Below are 20,949 nucleotides of genomic sequence, written 5' to 3' on the forward strand. Positions count from 1 at the left end.
CGGCACTTTCGAGGAGATGACGCTCGCATGGTGATGCCCTCCTCATCGCCGACCGCCGCCAACGGCTCATCGTCGGATCTGGTCGCCCACCGGCACGGCGAGGCGAGCGCCGGCGAGCATGCTCCCTTCGCCGAATATCCCGAGCCGCCGTCGCGAGAAATCCTGGATGCCGCCGGTGAGCTGCTGCGGGCCCTGGCCGCACCGGTGCGGATCGCCATCGTGCTGCAACTCCGCGAATCCCAGCGCTGCGTGCACGAGCTGGTCGACGCGCTGAGCGTGCCACAACCGCTGGTCAGCCAGCATTTGAAGATTCTCAAGGCGGCGGGAGTGGTTGCCGGGGAGCGGTCCGGCCGCGAGGTGCTGTACCGACTGGCCGACCACCACTTGGCGCACATCGTCGTCGACGCCGTCGCCCACGCCAGCGAGGACACGCCATGACCGGGCCGAGCGTCCGTTCCACCCGTCAGCGGGCGGCGATCTCCACGCTGCTGGAAACGCTGGACGAATTCCGCTCGGCCCAGGAGCTGCACGACGAGCTGCGCCGCCGCGGCGAGAACATCGGGCTGACCACGGTCTACCGGACGCTGCAGTCGATGGCGTCGGCGGGAATGGTCGACACGCTGCGCACCGACACCGGCGAGTCCGTCTACCGGCGCTGCTCGGAGCACCATCACCACCATCTGGTGTGCCGCCACTGCGGGTCCACCATCGAGGTGGGCGACCACGAGGTCGAGGAATGGGCGTCACAGGTTGCCGCCAAGCATGGCTACTCCGAGGTCAGCCACACCATCGAGATCTTCGGGACCTGCTCGGACTGCGGCCGCTAGGGCCCGCTAGCCCTGCCGAATGTGCGGCTGGCCGCACACTCGGCGAGAACTCAGGCCGTCAGGACGCGCCGCATCTGCGCGCCCGAGTCGAGCACCAACAGGATCAGGGTGCGCAGGGCGTCGTCGGCCAGGCCCGCGCCGGGAAAGTTGTAGCGCAGCATCACGTCCGCGGTCTTGGCCGCGCCCTTGCCGGAATTGCGCTGCGCGGCCTTGTCGCTGACCTTCTCGACCACGGTCACATTGCCGAAGTTGCTGTTGTGCGCCTGCTTGGCGACCTGATCGCCGAGTTTCTTGGTCAGCGGCAGATCCCACGCCACCACCTGGGTCAGCGACACCAGGTCGAGCCCCTCGGCGATGTTCACCACCCGCAGCGACGCGAAGGTGCCGTCATGGTGCACCGTCAGCCCGCCGTCGGGTTCGTTCTCGACCGTCAGCACGTCGCGCAGAATCGATCCGAGCCGCTCTTGTAGAGATGGCATCAGGCGCTCCCAAACCGTCGATTGCGGTCCGCGTATTCCTCGCAGGCCGCCCACAGGTCGCGACGGTCGTAATCGGGCCACAGCTTGTCCTGAAAAATGTATTCGGCGTAGGCCGCCTGCCACAGCATGAAGTTGCTGGACCGTTGCTCCCCGGAGGTCCGCAAAAACAGATCCACGTCGGGGATGTCGGGCCGCTGCAGGTGATGGGCCACCGTCGCCTCGGTGATGCGCTCGGGGTTCAGCCGGCCGGCAGCCGCCAAGCGTGCGATTTCCTTTGCGGACGCCGCGATTTCGGCGCGGCCGCCATAGTTGACGCAGTAATTGACGGTGATGACGTCGTTGCCTTTCGTCATCTCCTCGGCGACCGCCAATTCATTGATCACGCTGCGCCACAAGCGGGGCCGCGAGCCCACCCAGCGGATCTTGACCCCGATCGCCTGCAGGCTCACCCGGCGCATGCGCACCACGTCGCGGTTGAAGCCCATCAGGAAGCGGACCTCCTCGGGAGAACGCTTCCAGTTCTCGGTGGAGAAGGCGTACAGGCTGAGCCACTTGATCCCGATTTCGATTGCGCCGCAGACGACGTCGATGACGACGGCCTCCCCCGCCTTGTGGCCGTCGGTGCGGCTCAGGCCTTGTTGGGTGGCCCAGCGGCCGTTGCCGTCCATCACGATCGCCACGTGGTTGGGCAGTCGATCCGCCGGGATCCGCGGAGCGACCGCCTTCGAAATGTGCTGCGGCGGCCGGCTCGGTCCGCCGTCGGGAGACGGCGGCAACTCGGGGAACACCACCGGCCACGTCGACCTGTCGGGAAAAGTCGGATAGTCCTCGGGTGCGGCGGGCAGTTGCGGGAAGGCCCGGTTTGTCACGTCCGCCCCACTGGCCTCGGCTGGGGCTGGACGGTCCTTTGCCCGCCTCCGCGCGACAAAAATCGGCGTCCGGCGGTTGTCGCTCGGAGGCGGGCAAAGCACATGTCGACCGGCGGAGGGGCGGATGTGACGGATGTGACGGATGTGTTCACGGCCCGGTTAGCCATCCGATTAGCCACAGGCCTCATCCTGCCCGAGCAGCGCGGCGCGCTGCTCGGCGATGGTGCCGGTACCCCCGGCTTGCGGGGGACGGTCTGCCCGATAATTGCGCTCCACCAGCGGCAACGTCTTGAGCTGGCGTTCCAGATGCCATTGCAGGTGGGCGGCCACCAATCCGCTGACATGGCTGCGGTGGGATTGCGGCGTCGCCTCGGCGGCCTCCCAATGGCCATCGTGCAGCGCGGACATCAGTTCCAGCACGCCCAGCGGCGGTGTCGTCGAGCCCGCGGGACGGCAGTGTGGGCAGACGCTGCCCCCAGCGGCGATGTGGAATGCCCGATGCGGACCGGGTGTGGCGCAGCGGGCACACTCGGTCAGCGCCGGCGCCCAGCCGGCGATGCCCATGGCCCGCAGCAGGTAGGCGTCCAGGAGCAGGTCACGGGGGCGGCGTCCGTCGGCCACCGCCCGCAGCGCGCCCACGGTGAGCCGGTGCAGCGCCGGGGCGGGCGCGCGCTCCTCGCCGGCGAGGCGCTCGGCGGTTTCCAGCATCGCGCACCCGCAGGTGTACCGGCCGTAGTCGCTGACGATGTCGGTGGCGAACGCGTCGATGGAAACGACCTGGGTGACGATGTCCAGATTGCGGCCGGGATGCAACTGCACGTCGATGTGCGCGAACGGCTCCAGCCGCGCGCCGAATTTGCTGCGGGTGCGGCGCACCCCCTTAGCCACCGCACGGACCAACCCGTGATCATGGGTCAGCAGGGTCACGATTCGGTCTGCTTCGCCGAGCTTGTGCTGGCGCAGCACTACCGCTCGGTCTCGATACAGCCGCATATCAATAGTTTTGCACCCCGCCGCGACATCGCGGGGATCCGCGCCGATAGTCTCGTACCCCGTGATTGGCGCTCCTGGACCCGGTTCTGGGTCCGTTTCCGGGTCCCGCGGCACGCGCCTGCCCACACTCACTGACCTGCTGTATCAGCTGAACAGCCGTGCGGTGACCTCCGACACATTGGTGCGGCGTTCGCTGCATGCGATCGATGTCAGCCAGTCCACGCTGAACGCGTTCCGGGTGGTCCTGACGGAGTCCGCGCTGGCCGACGCGGCCGAGGCCGACCGGCGACGAGCCGCCGGCGAAACGGCGCCGTTGCTGGGCGTCCCGATCGCGGTGAAGGACGACGTCGATGTTGCCGGCGTGCCCACCGCCTTCGGCACCGACGGCCATGTGCGCCCCGCCACCCAGGACTCCGAGGTGGTGCGCCGCCTCAAGGCCGCCGGAGCGGTGATCGTCGGCAAGACCAACACCTGCGAGCTGGGGCAGTGGCCGTTCACCAGCGGGCCGGGATTCGGGCACACCCGCAATCCGTGGTCACGGCGGCACACCCCGGGCGGCTCGTCCGGCGGTAGCGCCGCCGCGGTGGCCGCCGGCCTGGTCACCGCGGCGATCGGCTCCGACGGTGCCGGCAGCATCCGCATCCCGGCAGCGTGGACGCATCTGGTCGGCATCAAACCGCAGCGCGGCCGCATCTCGACCTGGCCGCTACCGGAGTCGTTCAACGGGATCACGGTCAACGGCGTGCTTGCCCGCACGGTCGCCGACGCGGCACTGGTTCTCGACGCGGCGTCGGGCAATGTCGAGGGTGACCGGCACAAGCCGCCGCCGCTGCGGGCGTCCGACTATGTCAGCATCGCCCCGGGTCCGCTGAACATCGCGCTGTCAACCCGGTTCGCGTACACCTTCTTTCGGGCCAAGCTGCATCCGGAGATACTGGCCGCGACCCGAGTAGTGGGCAAGCAGCTGCAATTGCTCGGCCACACGGTTGTGAACGGTAACCCGGACTACGGCGTGCGGTTGGGATGGGATTTTCTGGCCAGATCGACTGCGGGACTGAGGGAATGGGAGGAGCGGTTGGGCGACGGCGTCGTGCTGGACCCTCGCACCCTGTCCAACCTGCGGATGGGCCATGTGTTGGGACAGGCGATCCTGCGCAACGCGCGGGTGCACGAAGCCGCGCTGCAACGGCGGGTGGGCTCGATTTTCGACATCGTCGACGTGGTGGTGGCCCCGACGACCGCGCAGCCACCGCCCCTGGCCCGATCCTTTGACCGGCTCAGTGGCTTGGGCACCGACCGGGCCATGATCAAGGCGTGCCCGGCGACCTGGCCGTGGAATGTGTTGGGCTGGCCGTCGATCAACGTGCCGGCCGGGTTCACCTCGGACGGCTTGCCGATCGGTGTGCAGTTGATGGGCCCGGCGAACAGCGAGGGCGTGCTGATCTCGCTGGCCGCCGAGTTGGAGGCTGTCTGCGGCTGGGCCGCCAAGCAGCCGAAGGTGTGGTGGGAGCACGACCACTTCCGTCCACACGATTAAAGCCATACCGTTAAAGCTCAGGCGCCCAACGGATTTCCAGTTTCTAGCGGCTGATCGGTATCGACTTTCCTTCGCAGCGACGACCAAGTCATAGACGCCCGGTCACCCGTGCCAACTTTGCTTGCGTCATGCGCACCGGCTACCCGCGGCCGGCATGCGCAAACGGTCTCTATGGGTACCTGGATAACCGCGTTTGGCGGCCAATGCCCCGGGTACCCGGCTGCGCACACCAGCCGTGCCGACACTCCAGGAGGCAATCAATGTTCATGCACAACAAAGATCTTCAGTTCGAAGTACGGGTCACCGAACCCGACCCGCGGTTCGCATCGCTGCTCATGGAGCAATTCGGCGGCGCCAACGGCGAACTCACCGCCGCGCTGCAGTACTTCACCCAGGCGTTCGTGCTGCGCCAAAAGAATCCCAAGATGTACGACCTTTTCATGGACATCGCCACCGAGGAGCTCAGCCATCTCGAGATGGTCGGATCGATGATCACCATGTTGCTCGACGGACTCAGCGACGATCTCAAGATCGCGAATCAACGGTGCGACTGGATGCCGGCCGTCGCCAGTACGAACGGGCGCGACAACATCATTCATCAGGTCGCCGTCAACCCGATGTTCCTCGTGCTCAGCGGCGGTGGACCCGACGTCAAAGACTCCGGGGGCAACAACTGGACCGGGGCATTCATCGATGCCAACGGCGATCCCACCGTCGACCTGCGCAACAACGTCGCCGCCGAGTCCCGGGCCAAAGTCGTCTACGAGTACCTCAAGCAGTTCACCGATGATCCGGGCGTGCAGGAGACCCTGACGTTCTTGATGACGCGTGAAGTGGCGCATTATCAGCAATTCACCGCTGCGCTCAACGAACTTCCGGTCAACTTCCCGCCGGGGCAGTTGGCGGGCGATCCCCGTTTCCAAAATGTGGCGTTCAACATGTCCGACGGCGGCGGCGAATCGATCCGTGGGCCGTGGAACGAGGGGCAGGGTCCGTGGCCGCAAGGCATGGAATGGGACTACGTGGAAAAGCCGGAAAAGCAATGGCTGGGCGGACAGGCGCGACAAAACAAGGGAGCCGAACAGAACCCTGAGGGCTCGCCGGCGGTCGAGGCCGAAAAGCCGTTCACGCACGAACAGCACTCGCCCACAACCTGATCGGGTAACAGCGAAGACTGGGCATCGGATGCTCCGATGCCCAGTCTTCGTATTGCCTAGTGGGCTTGTGGGTCCGGCGGGTTGTCTTGGCTGCGGCCGGTGACCGCATCGCGCACGTGGTCTATCACCGCCGCGCCCACTCCCATCGTCATCTGCACCGCAGCGTTCGGCGGAGTGTCGGGGTGCGGCCTGGTGGGGGCGATTTTCTTTGCCGCTTCCAGCTTTTCGCCGATCTTCTCCAGCTCCTCGCGACTCATTACCTGTTCGACCTGGGGCCACACCACCTCTTGCTCGTAGGCGATGTGTTCGCGGCCCGCTTCGACGAATTGCTGCAATGCTTCGTGGTAATCCGGCTCGCCGGGCTTGCCGTCTTCTAGCCGCTGGAGCAGTTTCTTGCCGGTCTGCTCCTGTTCGATCGCCTTGTCGGCGAACGCATCACCGAGCGCCTCGCGTACCGCGGGCCAGAAGAACTGCTCTTCGATCGCTTCGTGCTGCGACTCGGCGATGATCAGGTTGTTCACCGTCGTTTCCAGGCCGCTGGCTTCGGCGCCGGAGCCCGACGGGGCACCATCGAGCGTCTCGAACAATCCGAGCACGCTTTTGTGGTCTTGGCGGAGAAAGGTTAACGCATCCATGTCTTGCCTTCCGATTGAGGCCGTATCGGTCGGTCAGTGGTACCCGGCGCCTGGATGTTGAAACGATTGCGCAGTCGACGATGCCCTCCCACCGGGCGCGGGAGGGCATCGTTTTTCAGCGGCCAACGAGTTGCTTGTCGATGGTGCCGGCCGCCAACTCGTCGGTGCTGGCGTAGGCGGCGGCGGCGGTGCCCAGCTTGGCGGCGAGGTCCTGACAGACACTTTGCATCGCCTCGACCGCGCAACGGCGGGCGGCCTCGACACGAGTCAGCGCAATATTGGAGGGCTCGCTGCCCACCCCGTGGGTAAGCCAGACGGCGGAGCTGATCCCATTGGTCACCTCGGCCGCCGATCCGATCTTCGCGGATGTTTGGTTCTCAATGGTGGCCAGCTGGTCGAGGTAGTTCGGCGTGACGACTAAATCGGACATGGGTCGTTCTCCTTTTCAAGCATGTATTGGGTTGTTTGACAAGAACTTTGACTGCACGTGGACTTTACCCGGCACGTCGTACGGTGGCCTCGGGTGCGGCGAACGCGATGGGTGCGCGCTCGGTGCCCTGGGCACCCGGTGCCGCTACGCCGTCGTCGACGTCGTCGGCAAACCCGTCGTCCTCGGCAAGACCCGCCTTCTGGCCCGTTCGGGGCACGGGGTAAATCGGCCGCGGCCGCGCAGTCTGACTGAGTTGTGCGGCTTTGCCAGGCATTTGGGCGATTGGCGCCAAGGTAGGCGCGCCCGATGATGACGTGGCCGCAGCCGCCTCATCGCGCGCGTCCAACACGCCCCGTCGCTGCGAGGTTTCACCCGCGCCGGCGGGGGTGCTTTGCTTCGTCGAAGCATCCGGGCGTGCCGGCGTGGCGAGTTCGACCGTGCTGAACACATCAGTCATCTGCCTCGAGACCTCGCCGAAGTCGGGCGTGGTGGACTTCAGCGCGGTGGCCACGTGCGACTCGGCAGACGTGGTACCCGTTGGAACCGGAGCCAGCTTTTGGTATTTGGAGATTATTTCGTTGGCCTTGTCCGCGTTGTCTTGCGAGTAGCGGAACAGCGTGAAAACGAAGGAGCTGGCAGCACCGATCCCCAAGACGGCAACGGTGGTCGCGAATGTTTCGGCGAGGGCGAGGCCGGCCGGCGCAGGCACCGCTATCTTCAGGGCCACCTCAATGCCAAATGCCGCCATCAACAGATCCTTCAATATGCCGAAGGCCAACCGCATATGGGTGACCCACTCGGCCTGATTCTGGGTGATGTCGGCAAGCTGGCGGTCCAGCTCGGCCATCCCTTGCGCAACAGTCCTCAGTGCCGTCACCTGTTGGGCATAGGCCTGGGATGCATCGCCCTGCCAGTCGTCATCCGGGAGCGCAGACATCAGCTGGTCCGAGATTTCGATGAGCTGTTGAGATCCTGCCGCGAAATCCCCGCCGTCGCAGGGCGGCCCGAATCCGGTCATCAGCTCCACGACGTCGACGACGGTGAGCGTCTTGAGGATGAGACTGGTGCTGTCCTTCATCCCCTTGTTCATCTCTTCCAGCTCTTCGGGAGACATGTTCCGGGACAGTCGATATTGCTGAACCATCTTGTAGCCGACGAGGCCGCCCGACAGTGCGTCGGCGCTCATGCTGGTCACACTCGACGCAATGTATTCGCCGCCGTAACTCGCGCTACCTGAGCCATTGAATTGGGCGCCTATGCCGCCCAGATTGGCGATCAGCCTTGCGGCATCTACGAATACGTTCATCTGCGTTTCCTTGCTCTCGATGCGTTTGGTGCGGTTCGGCGATGAACCGGGCCGGTTGCTTTCCGACCGTTGATTGAATTCTCGGCGATGGCCCTTGACAGATTCTTGGAAGGAATTCCAGAATTACGCCGCCTCGACGAGGGTGTCGTCTAGGCGCGCGGCGAGGTGATTCCAGTAGAGCCAGTCGGCGACGGTGTTGCGCTGGGCGACCGGATCCACCGTGGTGTGCGCCCGGTTCAGGAGTACCTCCCGGGTGTGCACGGCGTAAGCTCGCATGGCCCGCAGATGTGCGGCTTGGCGGCCGGCAAGCTGGCTGGCCAGGGGCTGCATCACCGCGATCCACAGCGTGGCTCGTCGATCGGCCGGCCGGTCGCCGGCCGGTGCCGGCGATACCAATTCGAGCAGGTCCCGATCCGGGGTCGCCGCCAATCGATGAGCCGCTTGCGGGTCCACTACTTCGAGCCGGGTGCGCCCCACCATCGCGCCGCTGTCCGGGATGTCATCGGCGCTCAGGACGACCTTGGCCGCGCCGGGATCGCAATCGGCCAACTGCTTCTCGGTTCCGATAACCGCCCTCAGCTCACTGCCGCGATGTCTCGCCCAGGCCTGCACGGCCAGCACCGGATAGGTGGCCCAGCGCGCCCGCTCGCCGGTCGGTATCGCCTCGTCGGCGCTTGCCATGTGCACGTTTTCGGGCAGCTGCACGCCGTCGGGGATGTAGGCCAGGCCGTAGCTGTTGGCCACCACGATTTCGCCGTCAGTGGTCAGCGCGGTCAGCCAGAAGAAGCCGATATCCCCCGTGCTGCCGGCGACCGGCGCGTTCAAAGCGGCCGCGACCTGACGCGCCAACCGCAGCCGGCCAGACCCCACGCCACGGGCCGCGTTGCCCACCGTCGCATCGGCAATGGCATCACGAGAGGCCCGCGCCAAAGAGATCGGAACAAGTTGCGCTGCAACGGTATCCGGCGCCCTACGAGGCTCGGCTGATTCCCGGCGCGAAGCGGCCCGGTGCCGAGGTGCCGTCGTGCCAGCCGCGGCCGGGCGTACCGCGGACTTGTCCGCGCGGGTCTGTCCGATTAGAGGACGCGAACCCGAGCCCTGACCGGCGCCGGCCGTGGCCGATGTCATGGGCATGCCCGGCAGAGCGGCAGCCTCTTCGGCCTGCGTCGTTGACCGGTCGCCCGACGACGGTCGAACCGATACCACGCCCTTGCTCCGGACACCCCCATGCGAAAGCAGCGGTGTTGCCGAGCTTTTCGCGACGGCCGGTCCCCCACCCGAAGTCCACGGCATCGCGGCCACGGGGCGTCCAGCAGCCGCCGGCGTTACCGGGGCCGGGGCCGGCGACGAAACCGATGTCAGTCCCGGCAACGAAGGCAGCTGAGGGGTCGGTCGCTGGCCCACTTCTGGCACCGACGGCGACAGCGTTGCCGGCGTAAGGCCGGCGGGCGCGCACGAAGCCGGCCGATCGGGAGCGTCCGCCGGGGAATCGTGGTCGGCGGGCGCTAATGCCTGCTGGCTGAGCAGGTTCCGCGGTGCACTAGCCGGGAGCGCTCCCTGCTTGATTGCCCGAATCTGCTCGGCGGTGTCGCTCACCACGCTGACATTGCCGGCCAGCGTCGCACTCACCAGCGCCCCGATCGCGCCACTTCGCTCGGCGGCCTCGAGGCGGACGTCGTTCTCCAGTTCGTTGATCCTCCGGTGAGCGAGCTCCACGTTGTCGCCGATTTCGGCCTTGGCCCGGACGACCGACCCCGCGATATCCCGATGCCAGGCAATCACTCTCGCCAAATGACGCTGCAGCGTGGCCAGCTCGTCGATACGTATTGCCAGCTCGTCGCCGGCGGTGCCGGCCGACGCGCCCTTCCAGACACCGGTTTCGAAGATCGAAATCTGCTCGTGCCGGCAGGCTTCCAGGACTCCGGTGATGTCCGACATTACCCGCGTGTACTGCCGAGCCCGGTCATACAAGGCGTCCTCATCGACCTGGGGCCACCCGTTGGGTGCCAGCATCTGCTCGGCGTACTGACCCGTCGGCCGCACGATGCTCACGGCTTCTGACCTTTCTGGTCGGTAGCGCTCTTCGGCGCCGGGAGTCGCCCGATGATCCCCTCGGTCCACGCGCGGTTCTCGGTGTAGATCGCGTCGTCGTCGCGTTGCACGCGCTTGCCCTTGCCGGCACCCCGATCGCCCGGGGCGCCCAGTGGCGCCGCGCCCATGCCGCCGCCCGTCGCACCGCCCCCGCTGCGGCCGGGAGCCGCGAAGCCGGCGCCCTCGGTACCCTTCGCCGCGGCACCCGGCGACGCCGTGCCGTAGTGCGGATCCTGCAACGGGGTCGACGGCATTCCGAGCCCGCCGAGGCCGATCGACGCCGGCTTGAGCCCCGGCGCACCCGCTTTCGGCAGGCCCGCAACCTTGGTGTTGTTGATCCCCGCCAAGGCGGGGCTGGGCTGCGGCGGCGCCTTTGGGGTGCTGCCCATCGGCAGACTCGGGATGCTGGGGACGCTGGGTACCCCGGCCGGCGCATCGCCGGGTGAGCCGTCCGGATACAGTGACCCGCCGCCGTCGGGCAGGTCGTCGTCCGACGGCGGCTGGATTCCGGTGGCCGCCGGCGGTGTCGCAGGGTTGATCGGAGCCAGCGGCAGGTTCGCCTTCTGCTGGTATTGCGCGATGAGTTCGTCCGACTTTTCCTGGGCTTTCTGGAAAAACTCGATGTAGGACTGCTTGTATGCGGCCTGGGTGGGGTCGTCCCAAATCCGTTCCCAGGTTTGTTCGCAACGCAGAATTTCCGCGTAGTCGAGGACGTAGTCTCCGCCGGCAGGATTGAGATCGGGAAATACGATGTGCGCACCGCGCATCCAGCGATGCGCGGCCACGACGGTGTGGGCCTGAGTGACCAACTGGTTGCACAATTCCGCCATCCCGGTCAGCCACGATCGCTGTTGATCGAAGTTCGCCTCGACGGCCGCGCACGCCGTGCCCGACCATTCGGTGAACGGCCGGAAGCGAACGACGGCCTGCAGCAGCGCAACACGATGGGCCGCCCACGCATCCGCGAAGGCGAGAAATGCGGCACCTTGGTCGGGTTGCTCCAAGTCGAACGCCCGTTGTTTGACCGTCTGAAACTCGTTCGGCAACGGGTCGGCCGCCAGGCGCGTGTCCTTCAGCGAGGCCCGGTCCACCACCTGAGCGGCGTGCTGCACCGGCCGGTTCGACACGGAGGTTCCGTTGTGCAGAGCCTGCGCGGCGCCCTCGTCCGCGTCCTCGTACGCCTCGGCCGCGTTGCGCAGTGACTCCGCCAGATTTGCCCGCTCTTTTTCGCCCACCGCCAAATAGATCCGCATGTTGTTGGCGGACAAGACAAGTTGTTCGGCGGCCGCGACGATCGGCGCAAGGTTGCACGGCGCCTGCAGCGCTTGCAATTCCGACGGCAGACCCGGGATCGGCTGCTCCAGCTCGGCGGCCCGGGCCAGAAGTTCTTGCTTCTCGACGTTGACCGCCAACGGTTGCGTCATCGCCAGCGACCCTCCTTCTACCGTGATCGGCTTCGGTGCGTTCCGAATTCGCCGGTCCGCGTCGACCGTTAGAGAAACCTTCTGGGAAAGCCCTCAAAGGATTCTTGGAACGGATGCAGCCATCACTCAGCGTCGTCTGTGACCACGACGCGATTTAGCTAGAAGCCCAGTCGCCCAAGCTGTTTGGGGTCGCTCTGCCAGTTCTTGGCAACCTTCACCCGCAGGTCGAGATATACCTTGGTGCCCAGCAGCTTCTCGATTTGCCCGCGCGCCGCCGTGCCCACTTCGCGCAGCCGGGCCCCGCCTTTGCCGATGATGATGCCCTTCTGGCTGTCCCGCTCGACATAGAGCAGCGCGTGCACGTCGATCAGGTCGTCGCGGTCCTCGCGCGGGTTGACCTCGTCGATTACCACGGCCAGCGAATGCGGAAGCTCGTCGCGGACACCTTCGAGCGCGGCCTCGCGAATCAGCTCGGCCATCAGGATCTCTTCGGGCTCGTCGGTCAGCTCGCCGTCGGGGTAGTACGCCGGGCCGGGGGGCAACGCGGCGGCCAGCACATCGATCAGCACGTCGACCTGGGTGCCGGCCACCGCTGACACCGGAACGATTTCGGCCGCACCGTCGACGAGTTCACTGACCGCGAGGAGCTGGGCCGCCACCCGGTCCTTGGGCACCTTGTCGATTTTGGTGACGATCACGACGAGGGTGGTCTTCGGAGCGACCGAACGAATCTGGTCGAGGATCCAGCGGTCTCCGGGTCCGATGGCCTCGTCGGCCGGGATGCACAATCCGATCACGTCGACTTCGGTGTAGGTGTCCCGCACCAATTCGTTGAGCCGCTTGCCCAGCAGCGTGCGCGGCCGGTGCAGGCCCGGGGTGTCGACCAGGATGATCTGAAAGTTCTCCCGGTGCACAATGCCGCGGATCGTGTGGCGGGTGGTCTGCGGGCGCTTCGAGGTGATCGCCACCTTGGTGCCGACCAGAGCGTTCGTCAGCGTCGACTTGCCGGTGTTCGGCCGGCCCACCAAACATACGAAGCCCGAACGGAATTCGCTCATAGCGGGTCGCCGGCGCGATCGGTGAGGATGATCGCCGCGGTCGGGCTGAGCTCGCGCACCGCGGCGATGCCGGCGTCGTCGGCCGACCCCGCCACCAGCACGGCGGCCTGCAGGCCCGTCGCCCCGCTGGATACGGCCGCGGCCACCGCGGCCTGCAGTCCGGTGAGCCGCAGCGCCGACAACTCCACGGGCGCAGCCGCATACGTGCGGCCGTCGACGTCGCGCACCGAGGCCGCGCTGCCGGCCTGCGCCCGGGCCATCGCCGACCGGGCCAGCACTACCAGCTCGACGTCCTCGGAGTCGAGTTGCTCAGCCATGATGCGCGCCCTCGAGCTCGTGGTCCTCCGACTCGGCCGGGCTCAGCAGCACGGTGCCGATCCGCACCCGCCCGCGATGGTCGGGCCCACCCTCGGCCCGCAGCCGCAGGCCGTGCGAGACCACCTCGGCTCCGGGCAGCGGAACCCGGCCCAGCTCCAGTGCCAGCAGCCCGCCCACCGTGTCGACGTCGAGATCGTCGTCGAATTCGATGTCGTAGAGTTCGCCGACATCTTCGATCGGCAGCCGCGAAGACACCCGAAAGTGCTTGTCACCCAAGTCTTCTATCGGCGCGACCTCGGCCTCGTCGTATTCGTCGGCGATCTCACCGACGATCTCCTCCAGCACGTCTTCGATGCTGACCAGACCGGCGATCGCGCCGTACTCGTCGACGAGCAGCGCCATGTGGTTGCGGTCGCGCTGCATTTCGCGCAACAGCGCATCCAGCGGCTTGGAGTCGGGCACGAAGACGGCCGGGCGCATCACCTGCGCCACCTTGATGTCGCGACCACCGTCAGGAGCCAAGAACGTCTGCTCGACAAGGTCTTTCAGATAGACCACGCCGACGATGTCATCGACGTTCTCGCCGATCACCGGAATCCGCGAATGTCCGCTGCGCACCGCCAAATTGGTCGCCTGGCTGGCGAATTTGTCACTCTCGATCCAGATCATCTCGGTGCGGGGCACCATCACCTCACGCGCCGGGGTGTCGCCGAGTTCGAACACCGACTCGATCATCCGGCGCTCGTCGGCGGCGACGACGCCGCGCTGCTGAGCCAGGTCGACGACTTCGCGCAACTCGATCTCGGACGCGAACGGCCCGTTTCGCAGGCCGCGGCCGGGGGTGAGCGCGTTACCGATGACCACCAGCAGGCGGCTGACCGGCATCAGCAGCGACGAAATGACCTGCAGCGGAATGGCCAACGCCAGTGAGATCGTGTACGCGTGCTGACGCCCGAGCGTGCGCGGGCCCACTCCGATCACGATGAAGCTGGTCAGCACCATGATGGTGGCGGCGCCGGACACCGCCCAGTTCAGGCCGAAGTTGTCGTACAGAAAGACCACCAGCAGTACGGTCGCGGTGACCTCGCACGTGATGCGTAGCAGCACCACCAGGTTGATGTAGCGCGGCCGGTCGGCCATCACCTTCGACAACGATCGTGCGCCGGGCCGCTCGTCGCGCACCAGCTCGGCCACCCGGGCCACCGACACCGTGCTGATGGCCCCGTCGATCGCCGCGAAGACCGCACCAAGAATTATCAACGCGAGCGCACCGAGGAGCTGAGATATCCCGGTCAACGGTGCTAATGCCTTGGCTCGGTCGCGGACTCTTTCTTGGCCTCGTCACTCTTGGCTCGACGGTTGAGCAAACCGGCGATCAGCACGACCGCCAGCACCAGCAGCCCGTACCGCACCGCCCACGGCCACCAGGGTTGGGACGGCGCAGCGGGCATGGCGGGTTGGGTCTGGTCCCCGTGCACGGCCAGCGTCACCAGGAAGTCGCCGTTGTCGGTCGGCCCGAAGCCCGGCAGTGACTGGGTCTTGCTGACCCTGATCTGCACGCCGCTGCTGGGATCGGTCACCTGGCCCCAGGCCACGGTGGTGTCGTCGAGCAGGAAGCTGTCCTGGCTGCCCGCGGGCTGACTTTCGTCGCGACCCAGCACCGCCACCTGGCCGACCTGCACGATCTGGTTGTCGGCGGGGACTTCGGCCAGGACGTTCTGGTACAGCGTCGGGGGCGCCGGCGCGGCGTACTCCGGCGGCGGCGGACCCTGCGAGTTGGGCGGCGGCACGAAGGCTCCGCCGTAGAAGCTGCCCGCGACCAGATAGCTTTCGCCGACCGCGGTGAACGGGACCAGGCCCGCGATGCCGGCATCCAGCACGATCCGGCCACCGGCCGGCAGGTACGCGTCCCGGGACGCGCCGTCGTAGGTGTAGCGGAAGGTCATCGCCTGGCTGAGCGGGTTGTACAGGGTCGGGCGGTGATCCTCGTCGTAGTCGACGAAGTCCCAGTGCCGGGGCCGGACCAGCACCTTGTTGTCGGCCCTGATCTGCTCGATGTTTTCGCTGTGGTTGGTGATGACGTTCTGTACCTGCTGATTGAAGTCCGTCGAGGTCGGCGGTTTCGGCGGGTCGGCGGGATTAAGGCGCGCCACCGGTGCGGCCTTGGCCGCCGCGATCGCCTGCGGCGGTGCATCCAGCTTCTTCGGCGGTGCCACCACCCCGACGTTGCGGGGCGCACCCGGGGCCGGCGGATTGATCTTCGGGGTCTGCACCGGCGTCGCCGCCGGACGCGTGGGACTCGGCGGCAGGGGCAACGGCGGCGGCTCCGGGATGTACACCGGGGTGCTCGTCGGTGCCGGGGCCGGCCGCGGCGCCGGGGCGTTACACACGTTCGCGGTGTGATAGGCCTCGACATAGAACATGCAGTGCTGGCAGGACACGGGGTTTGCCCCCTCGCCGGCGCACGGCGACGCCGCCGCCACGCCGGGCATGCTCACCAGCACCACCGAGGGTGCGAAGGCTATCGCGGCCGAAACCGCGATCCAGAGTGCTCGCTTCAAAAGGCTCAATTGTCGAAATACCTTGACTTGTCCAGCAACCGGCGGTCGCGCTCGTCCTGCCGGTCGTAGTGGTACGCCTCGACCTGGTCGGCTACCCACTCTTCGAGAAGCCGCCCCTGCAGGGCGAACATCTCCTTCTCTTCGTCGTGCTCGGCGTGGTCGTAGCCGAGCAGGTGCAGCACGCCGTGAATCGTCAACAGCGCCAACTCTTGTCCGAGGCTATGGCCCGCCGCCGCTGCCTGCTCGGCGGCGAATTCCGGGCACAGCACGATGTCGCCCAGCATCGACGGCCCCGGCTCGGGCGCGTCCGGACGGCCACCAGGCTCGAGCTCGTCCATCGGGAAACTCATCACGTCGGTCGGGCCGGGCAGGTCCATCCAGCGCATGTGCAGGTCGGCCATCGCCGCGGTGTCCAGCAGCACCATCGACAGTTCAGCGCCCGGATTGACATCCATTTTGGCGATGACGAAGCGCGCGACGCTGACCAACTCCGCTTCGGAGATGTCGATGCCGGACTCGTTGGACACTTCGATCGTCATGGCCTGCTCACCGAACCATCATCGGCGATTTCGGGTTCCGGATGCCCGCCGAGCCGCCCGATTCATGCCCGAGTCGGGTTCCTCAAACCTGGCGTAGGCGTCGACGATCTCCGAAACGAGCCGATGACGCACCACATCCACGCTGGTCAGCTCGGCGATGTAGATGTCGTCGACATCATCGAGGATGTCGACGGCCGACCGCAGGCCGGACCGGGCGCCGCCCGGCAGGTCGACCTGGGTCATGTCCCCGGTCACGACGATCTTGGACCCGAAGCCAAGCCGCGTGAGGAACATCTTCATCTGTTCGGCGGTGGTGTTCTGCGCCTCGTCCAGAACGATGAACGCGGAGTTGAGCGTCCGTCCACGCATGTAGGCCAGCGGCGCCACCTCGATGACCCCGGCCGACATCAGCTTCGGAATCAGCTCGGGGTCCATCATGTCGTACAGCGCGTCATACAACGGTCGCAGGTACGGATCGATCTTCTCGCTCAGCGTGCCCGGCAAAAAACCCAGACGCTCACCGGCTTCCACCGCGGGCCGGGTCAATATGATCCGGCTGACCTGCTTCGACTGCAGCGCGTGGACCGCCTTGGCCATGGCCAGGTAGGTCTTGCCGGTACCGGCCGGGCCGACCCCGAACACGATCGTGTGGGCATCGATGGCGTCGACATACCGCTTCTGGTTCAGCGTCTTGGGCCGGATGGTCTTGCCGCGGCGCGCCAGGATGTCGAGGGTGAGCACCTCGGCGGGTGACGCGTCGCCGGTGCCGACCAGCATCGCGACACTGTGGCGCACCACCTCCGGGGTCAGCGATTGGCCGCCGGCCACGATCGCGATCAGCTCGGAGAGGGCGCGCTCGGCCAGCGCGACGTCGGCCGGTTCACCCGAGATGGTGACGGCGTTGCCGCGAACATGCAGGTCGGCGGCCAGGATGCGTTCGAGGGCGCGCAGATTCTCGTCCGACGAACCCAGCAAGCCCACGACGAGATCAGGAGGGATGTCGATGCTGCTGCGAACCTGAGCGTCGGCCTGCAGGGCCCTAGCTGCGTCAGCAGCGTTGGTCTCGCGTGGCGTCACGTGGTTTCCGGTGCCTGCCTTCTCGGCTCGTCAGGGTTTGATCGGATGTCTCAGTCTACGCCGAGGGCTCCGTCTGGTCAGCTCCGAGCGGCTCCGCCGACTCGACCTCGGCGGTTTGCTCCCATCGCGCGGTGAGCACGCCGAGTGCGCCCAGGGCCACCGCGGCGGCCGTCGAAGTCCGCAGCACCTGCGGGCCCAGCCGTATCGCGACGGCGCCGGCGCCGGTCAGCAACGCGAGCTCATCCGGCGCGATACCTCCTTCGGGACCGACCACCACGAACAGCGAGTTCGCCCCCGCCACCGCGACGTCCGCGATGCCATCGGTCGCCGACTCGTGCAGTACCGCGACGGCCGCGCCGGCGGCCACCTCGTCGCGAATCCGCTGGACCAGTGCCGCCGTCGACAACACCCCGTCGACCGGTGGGATGTAGGCCCGTCGCGATTGCCGGGCCGCCGACCGGGCTACCGCACGCCAGCGGCGCAGCCCCTTCTCGACGCGGGCGCCCTGCCAGCTGGCCACGCAGCGGGCCGCCTGCCAGGCCAGGAACGCATCCGCGCCGGCCTCGGTGGCCAATTCGATCGCCAACTCCGAACGCTCGGATTTGGGCAGCGCCTGCACCACCGTCACCGGCGGCTTGCCGGGGTCGACGGTCCAGCGGTCCAGCACCCGGGCCCGTAAGCCGTCGCGCCCCGATTGGTCGACCACGCAGCGGGCCAGGCTTCCGGCGCCGTCGCCGAGCACCAATTCCTCGCCGGACCGGATCCGGCGCACCGTCGCGGCGTGGAATCCCTCGTCCCCGTCGACGACGGCCACCCCACCGGTGTCGGGCAGTGCTTCGACGTAGAACAGCTGAGAAATTCTAGCCACCATCTGCGGGGACCCCTCAGATCTGGCTAGCGCCCGGTGAAGGTCTCGCGCAGCCGGCTGAACAGCCCACCGCCGGCGTGCGTCGAGCGAACCTCGGGCACGTCGCGGCTGCGGCGGTTCTTCAGCTCGCGCAACAGTTCGCTGTCGTGGCCGTCGAGCCGGGTGGGAACCACCACCTCGACGTGGACGTGCAGATCGCCCCGGGTCGCCGAGCGCAGCTGCGGCATCCCGTGGCCGCGCAGCGTGATGACCGAACCCGGTTGTGTGCCAGGCGGAATGGTGATCTCGCTGGTGCCATCGAGGATGGCGTTGACGCTGAGGGTGGCGCCGAGCGCGGCGTCGACCATCGGCACCGAAACCGTGCAGTGCAGGTCGTCGCCGTCACGGACGAAGATGTCGTGGGTCTGCTCGTGCACCTCGACGTAGAGGTCGCCGGCCGGCCCTCCCCCGGGCCCGACCTCACCCTGGGCGGCGAGCCTGACCCGCATGCCGTCGCCGACACCGGCGGGAATCTTGACGCTGATCTCGCGGCGGGCCCGCACCCGGCCGTCGCCCATGCACTGATGGCACGGGTCGGGGATGACCACGCCGACGCCGCGACAGGTGGGGCACGGTCGCGCCGTCACCATCTGACCCAGCAGCGAGCGCTGCACCGATTGCACCTCGCCGCGGCCACCGCAGGTGTCGCAGGGGATCGGCGCGGAGTCGCCGTTGGTGCCCTTGCCCTGGCAGCGGTCGCACAGCACCGCGGTGTCGACGGTGACCTGTTTGGTCACGCCGGTCGCGCACTCCTCGAGGTCCAGCCGCATCCGCAGCAGCGAGTCCGAGCCAGGCCGGACCCGGCCGATCGGACCGCGCGACGTCCCGCCCCCGCTGAAGCCGCCGCCGAAGAACGCCTCGAACACATCACCCAGGCCGCCGAACCCGCCGAACCCGCCGCCGGCGGCAGCGTTCTCCAGCGGATCGCCGCCGAGGTCGACGATCCGGCGTTTCTCGGGATCGCTCAGCACTTCGTAGGCGGCGCTGATCTCCTTGAACTTGGCCTGCGCAGCCTCGTCAGGGTTGACGTCCGGATGCAGTTCGCGCGCCAGCTTTCGGTATGCGCGTTTAATCTCCGCGTCGCCGGCGTTTTTGCTCACGCCCAGCAGCCCGTAATAGTCGCGTGCCACGCCTGACCTTTCTGGGCCTTTTTAAGGCCGATTTACCACGTGTGTCCACAAACCTGATGGTGCGCGATCATCGAGCACCCAGGACTTCGCCAATATAAAGAGCAACCGCGGCCACGCTGGCGATAGTTCCCGGATAGTCCATTCGGGTGGGCCCCAGCACACCCATCCCGCCGTACACGGTGTCCATGGTGCCGTACGCGGTCGACACCATCGAAGTGCCCGCCATCTGCTCGACCGCGGTCTCGTGGCCGATGCGCACCGTCACCTTGCCCGCCTCCTGCTGAGCCGCCAGCAACCGCAGCACCACCACCTGCTCCTCGAGTGCCTCCAGGATGGAGCGCAACGAACCGCCGAAATCCGCCGAGTTGCGGGTCAGGTTCGCGGTGCCGCCCATCAGCAGGCGCTCTTCGGTGTGCTCCACCAGCGACTCCAGCAACACCGTCGCCGACCGGCCGATCGCGTCGCCCAGGCCGCCGGCGCCACCCAGCTGCTGTGCCAGGTCTGCCACCGCGACCGAGGCCGCGGAGAGCTTCTTGCCTTCCAGCGCCTGGCCCAGGATCTCGCGCAGCTGCGAGAGCTGATGGTCGTCGATGACGTCGCCGAGCTCGACGATGCGCTGATCCACCCGGCCGGATTCGGTGATGACCACCATCAACAGCCGGGCCGGGGTCAACGCGATCACTTCCAGATGCCGAACCGTCGACGTCGACAGCGTCGGGTACTGCACCACGGCCACCTGACGGGTCAGCTGAGCCAACAGCCGCACCGCCCGGCGCAATACGTCGTCCAGGTCGACGCCGGATTCCAGGAAGCTCTGGATCGCCTTTCGCTCCGCCGACGACAACGGCTTGACGTCATCGATCCGGTCGACGAACTCGCGATAGCCCTTCTCGGTGGGCACCCGCCCGGAACTGGTGTGCGGCTGGGTGATGTAGCCCTCGGCCTCCAGCACCGCCATATCGTTGCGGATGGTGGCGCTGGACACGCCGAGATTGTGGCGCTCGACGAGCGACTTCGATCCGATGGGCTCCTTGGTCGCGACGAAGTCGGCGACGATGGCGCGCAGTACCTCGAAGCGACGCTCGTCAGCACTGCCCATCGGTTGCTACCTCCTTGATCGCGTCCATTTTACGGTCTCATACGACGCGCTGACCTCGCTGCGCGAGCATCTGCCGCGCACGTCCGGCAACTTTGCGGCTAGCCTGTTCAGCAGGTATCCGCAGGTTTTTCTAGGGCCTCGACGACGCATCGGAGAAGATCTACCAATGATTTTCAAGGGCGTACGAGAAGGCAAGCCCTACCCGGAACACGGGCTCTCCTACCGGGACTGGTCCCAGATACCCCCGCAGCAGATCCGGCTCGACGAATTGGTGACCACGACGACGGTCCTGGCGCTGGACCGGCTGCTCTCCGAAGACTCCACCTTTTACGGCGATCTGTTCCCGCACGCGGTGCGGTGGAAAGGCATCATCTACCTCGAGGACGGCCTGCATCGCGCGGTCCAAGCCGCGCTGCGGAATCGCACCGTGTTCCATGCCCGGGTATACGACATGGATGTGCCGCTGAGCCAGCAGACCCAGGGATCGGGTTCCACGTTCGGGCACTAGCCCG

The 20,949-nt window shown here is 67.0% G+C and carries 22 protein-coding genes; 5 read left to right on the forward strand and 17 right to left on the reverse strand.

All coding sequences use genetic code 11. The annotated features are described in order from the left end of the window. Window positions 1-27: 27 nt before the first annotated feature. Both AC5Y5O_RS05105 and AC5Y5O_RS05110 read left to right on the forward strand, forming a co-directional pair. Complete coding sequence (locus AC5Y5O_RS05105; RefSeq protein WP_096289099.1) at window positions 28-438, forward strand: ArsR/SmtB family transcription factor; 411 nt, start codon at window positions 28-30, stop codon at window positions 436-438. Further along, on the forward strand, window positions 435-827 hold the full coding sequence (locus tag AC5Y5O_RS05110; protein WP_090603893.1) for a Fur family transcriptional regulator: 393 nt from the start codon (window positions 435-437) through the stop codon (window positions 825-827). The genes AC5Y5O_RS05105 and AC5Y5O_RS05110 overlap by 4 nt, the downstream gene beginning before the upstream one ends. 50 nt (window positions 828-877) lie before the next feature. Here AC5Y5O_RS05110 and AC5Y5O_RS05115 read toward each other — a convergent pair whose 3' ends face one another. The 3 genes from AC5Y5O_RS05115 to recO all read right to left on the reverse strand — a co-directional run bounded on the left by AC5Y5O_RS05115 (window position 878) and on the right by recO (window position 3,168). Beyond that, on the reverse strand, window positions 878-1,306 hold the full coding sequence (locus AC5Y5O_RS05115) for a hypothetical protein (protein WP_500024049.1): 429 nt from the start codon (window positions 1,304-1,306) through the stop codon (window positions 878-880). After that, window positions 1,306-2,175: a decaprenyl diphosphate synthase gene (locus tag AC5Y5O_RS05120; RefSeq protein ID WP_096289103.1), complete on the reverse strand. Its 870-nt coding sequence runs from the start codon at window positions 2,173-2,175 to the stop codon at window positions 1,306-1,308. The genes AC5Y5O_RS05115 and AC5Y5O_RS05120 overlap by 1 nt, the downstream gene beginning before the upstream one ends. A 171-nt stretch (window positions 2,176-2,346) precedes the next feature. Continuing rightward, window positions 2,347-3,168 (reverse strand): DNA repair protein RecO, encoded by an 822-nt coding sequence (recO, locus tag AC5Y5O_RS05125; RefSeq protein ID WP_500024051.1) that lies wholly within the window; start codon window positions 3,166-3,168, stop codon window positions 2,347-2,349. Window positions 3,169-3,229: 61 nt separating this feature from the next. On the opposite strand from recO, the gene AC5Y5O_RS05130 reads away from it, so the two are divergent. Together AC5Y5O_RS05130 and AC5Y5O_RS05135 are read left to right on the forward strand one after the other, a co-directional pair. Next, the gene (locus AC5Y5O_RS05130) at window positions 3,230-4,705 is read left to right on the forward strand and encodes an amidase (RefSeq protein WP_096289107.1); all 1,476 of its coding nucleotides are present in this window, start codon (window positions 3,230-3,232) and stop codon (window positions 4,703-4,705) included. A gap of 260 nt (window positions 4,706-4,965) precedes the next feature. Then, a complete protein-coding gene (locus tag AC5Y5O_RS05135; protein ID WP_096289109.1) occupies window positions 4,966-5,862 on the forward strand; it encodes a manganese catalase family protein in 897 nt (298 codons plus the stop codon). Window positions 5,863-5,918: 56 nt separating this feature from the next. Here AC5Y5O_RS05135 and AC5Y5O_RS05140 read toward each other — a convergent pair whose 3' ends face one another. From AC5Y5O_RS05140 to hrcA, 14 genes are all read right to left on the reverse strand, one after another. Next, window positions 5,919-6,497 carry a hemerythrin domain-containing protein gene (locus AC5Y5O_RS05140; protein ID WP_096289111.1) on the reverse strand — a complete coding sequence of 193 codons (579 nt, stop codon included), beginning with the start codon at window positions 6,495-6,497 and terminating at the stop codon, window positions 5,919-5,921. Between the two features lie 115 nt (window positions 6,498-6,612). Beyond that, window positions 6,613-6,927, reverse strand: coding sequence for an ESX-1 secretion-associated protein (locus AC5Y5O_RS05145; protein WP_500024054.1), 315 nt, complete (start codon window positions 6,925-6,927; stop codon window positions 6,613-6,615). Between the two features lie 64 nt (window positions 6,928-6,991). After that, window positions 6,992-8,233, reverse strand: coding sequence for an EspA/EspE family type VII secretion system effector (locus tag AC5Y5O_RS05150; RefSeq protein ID WP_500024056.1), 1,242 nt, complete (start codon window positions 8,231-8,233; stop codon window positions 6,992-6,994). 123 nt (window positions 8,234-8,356) lie between these two features. After that, window positions 8,357-10,285, reverse strand: coding sequence for an EspK C-terminal domain-containing protein (locus AC5Y5O_RS05155; protein WP_500024058.1), 1,929 nt, complete (start codon window positions 10,283-10,285; stop codon window positions 8,357-8,359). Beyond that, window positions 10,282-11,748, reverse strand: a complete 1,467-nt coding sequence (espB, locus tag AC5Y5O_RS05160) for an EspB family ESX-1 secretion system-associated protein (protein ID WP_096289119.1) — start codon at window positions 11,746-11,748, stop codon at window positions 10,282-10,284. Before espB ends, AC5Y5O_RS05155 begins: the two co-directional genes overlap by 4 nt. Window positions 11,749-11,906: 158 nt before the next feature. Then, window positions 11,907-12,806, reverse strand: a complete 900-nt coding sequence (gene era / locus AC5Y5O_RS05165) for a GTPase Era (RefSeq protein WP_096289121.1) — start codon at window positions 12,804-12,806, stop codon at window positions 11,907-11,909. Further along, on the reverse strand, window positions 12,803-13,123 hold the full coding sequence (locus AC5Y5O_RS05170) for a cytidine deaminase-like protein (protein ID WP_096289123.1): 321 nt from the start codon (window positions 13,121-13,123) through the stop codon (window positions 12,803-12,805). Before AC5Y5O_RS05170 ends, era begins: the two co-directional genes overlap by 4 nt. Then, the gene (locus tag AC5Y5O_RS05175) at window positions 13,116-14,420 is read right to left on the reverse strand and encodes a hemolysin family protein (protein WP_096289125.1); all 1,305 of its coding nucleotides are present in this window, start codon (window positions 14,418-14,420) and stop codon (window positions 13,116-13,118) included. Before AC5Y5O_RS05175 ends, AC5Y5O_RS05170 begins: the two co-directional genes overlap by 8 nt. Before the next feature lie 5 nt (window positions 14,421-14,425). Continuing rightward, a complete protein-coding gene (locus AC5Y5O_RS05180; RefSeq protein ID WP_500024139.1) occupies window positions 14,426-15,616 on the reverse strand; it encodes a hypothetical protein in 1,191 nt (396 codons plus the stop codon). Between the two features lie 74 nt (window positions 15,617-15,690). Beyond that, on the reverse strand, window positions 15,691-16,224 hold the full coding sequence (ybeY, locus tag AC5Y5O_RS05185; protein ID WP_096289128.1) for an rRNA maturation RNase YbeY: 534 nt from the start codon (window positions 16,222-16,224) through the stop codon (window positions 15,691-15,693). An 18-nt stretch (window positions 16,225-16,242) separates the two neighbouring features. Then, window positions 16,243-17,301 (reverse strand): PhoH family protein, encoded by a 1,059-nt coding sequence (locus AC5Y5O_RS05190; RefSeq protein ID WP_096289130.1) that lies wholly within the window; start codon window positions 17,299-17,301, stop codon window positions 16,243-16,245. 55 nt (window positions 17,302-17,356) lie between these two features. Continuing rightward, window positions 17,357-18,172 carry a 16S rRNA (uracil(1498)-N(3))-methyltransferase gene (locus tag AC5Y5O_RS05195; RefSeq protein ID WP_096289132.1) on the reverse strand — a complete coding sequence of 272 codons (816 nt, stop codon included), beginning with the start codon at window positions 18,170-18,172 and terminating at the stop codon, window positions 17,357-17,359. A gap of 23 nt (window positions 18,173-18,195) precedes the next feature. Beyond that, window positions 18,196-19,338 carry a molecular chaperone DnaJ gene (gene dnaJ / locus AC5Y5O_RS05200; RefSeq protein ID WP_342928085.1) on the reverse strand — a complete coding sequence of 381 codons (1,143 nt, stop codon included), beginning with the start codon at window positions 19,336-19,338 and terminating at the stop codon, window positions 18,196-18,198. Between the two features lie 67 nt (window positions 19,339-19,405). After that, a complete protein-coding gene (gene hrcA / locus AC5Y5O_RS05205; protein ID WP_096289136.1) occupies window positions 19,406-20,437 on the reverse strand; it encodes a heat-inducible transcriptional repressor HrcA in 1,032 nt (343 codons plus the stop codon). A 166-nt stretch (window positions 20,438-20,603) separates the two neighbouring features. On the opposite strand from hrcA, the gene AC5Y5O_RS05210 reads away from it, so the two are divergent. Next, window positions 20,604-20,945 (forward strand): type II toxin-antitoxin system VapB family antitoxin, encoded by a 342-nt coding sequence (locus tag AC5Y5O_RS05210; RefSeq protein ID WP_096289138.1) that lies wholly within the window; start codon window positions 20,604-20,606, stop codon window positions 20,943-20,945. Window positions 20,946-20,949 lie beyond the last annotated feature (4 nt).

The organism is Mycobacterium sp. NGS40, from assembly GCF_059812735.1.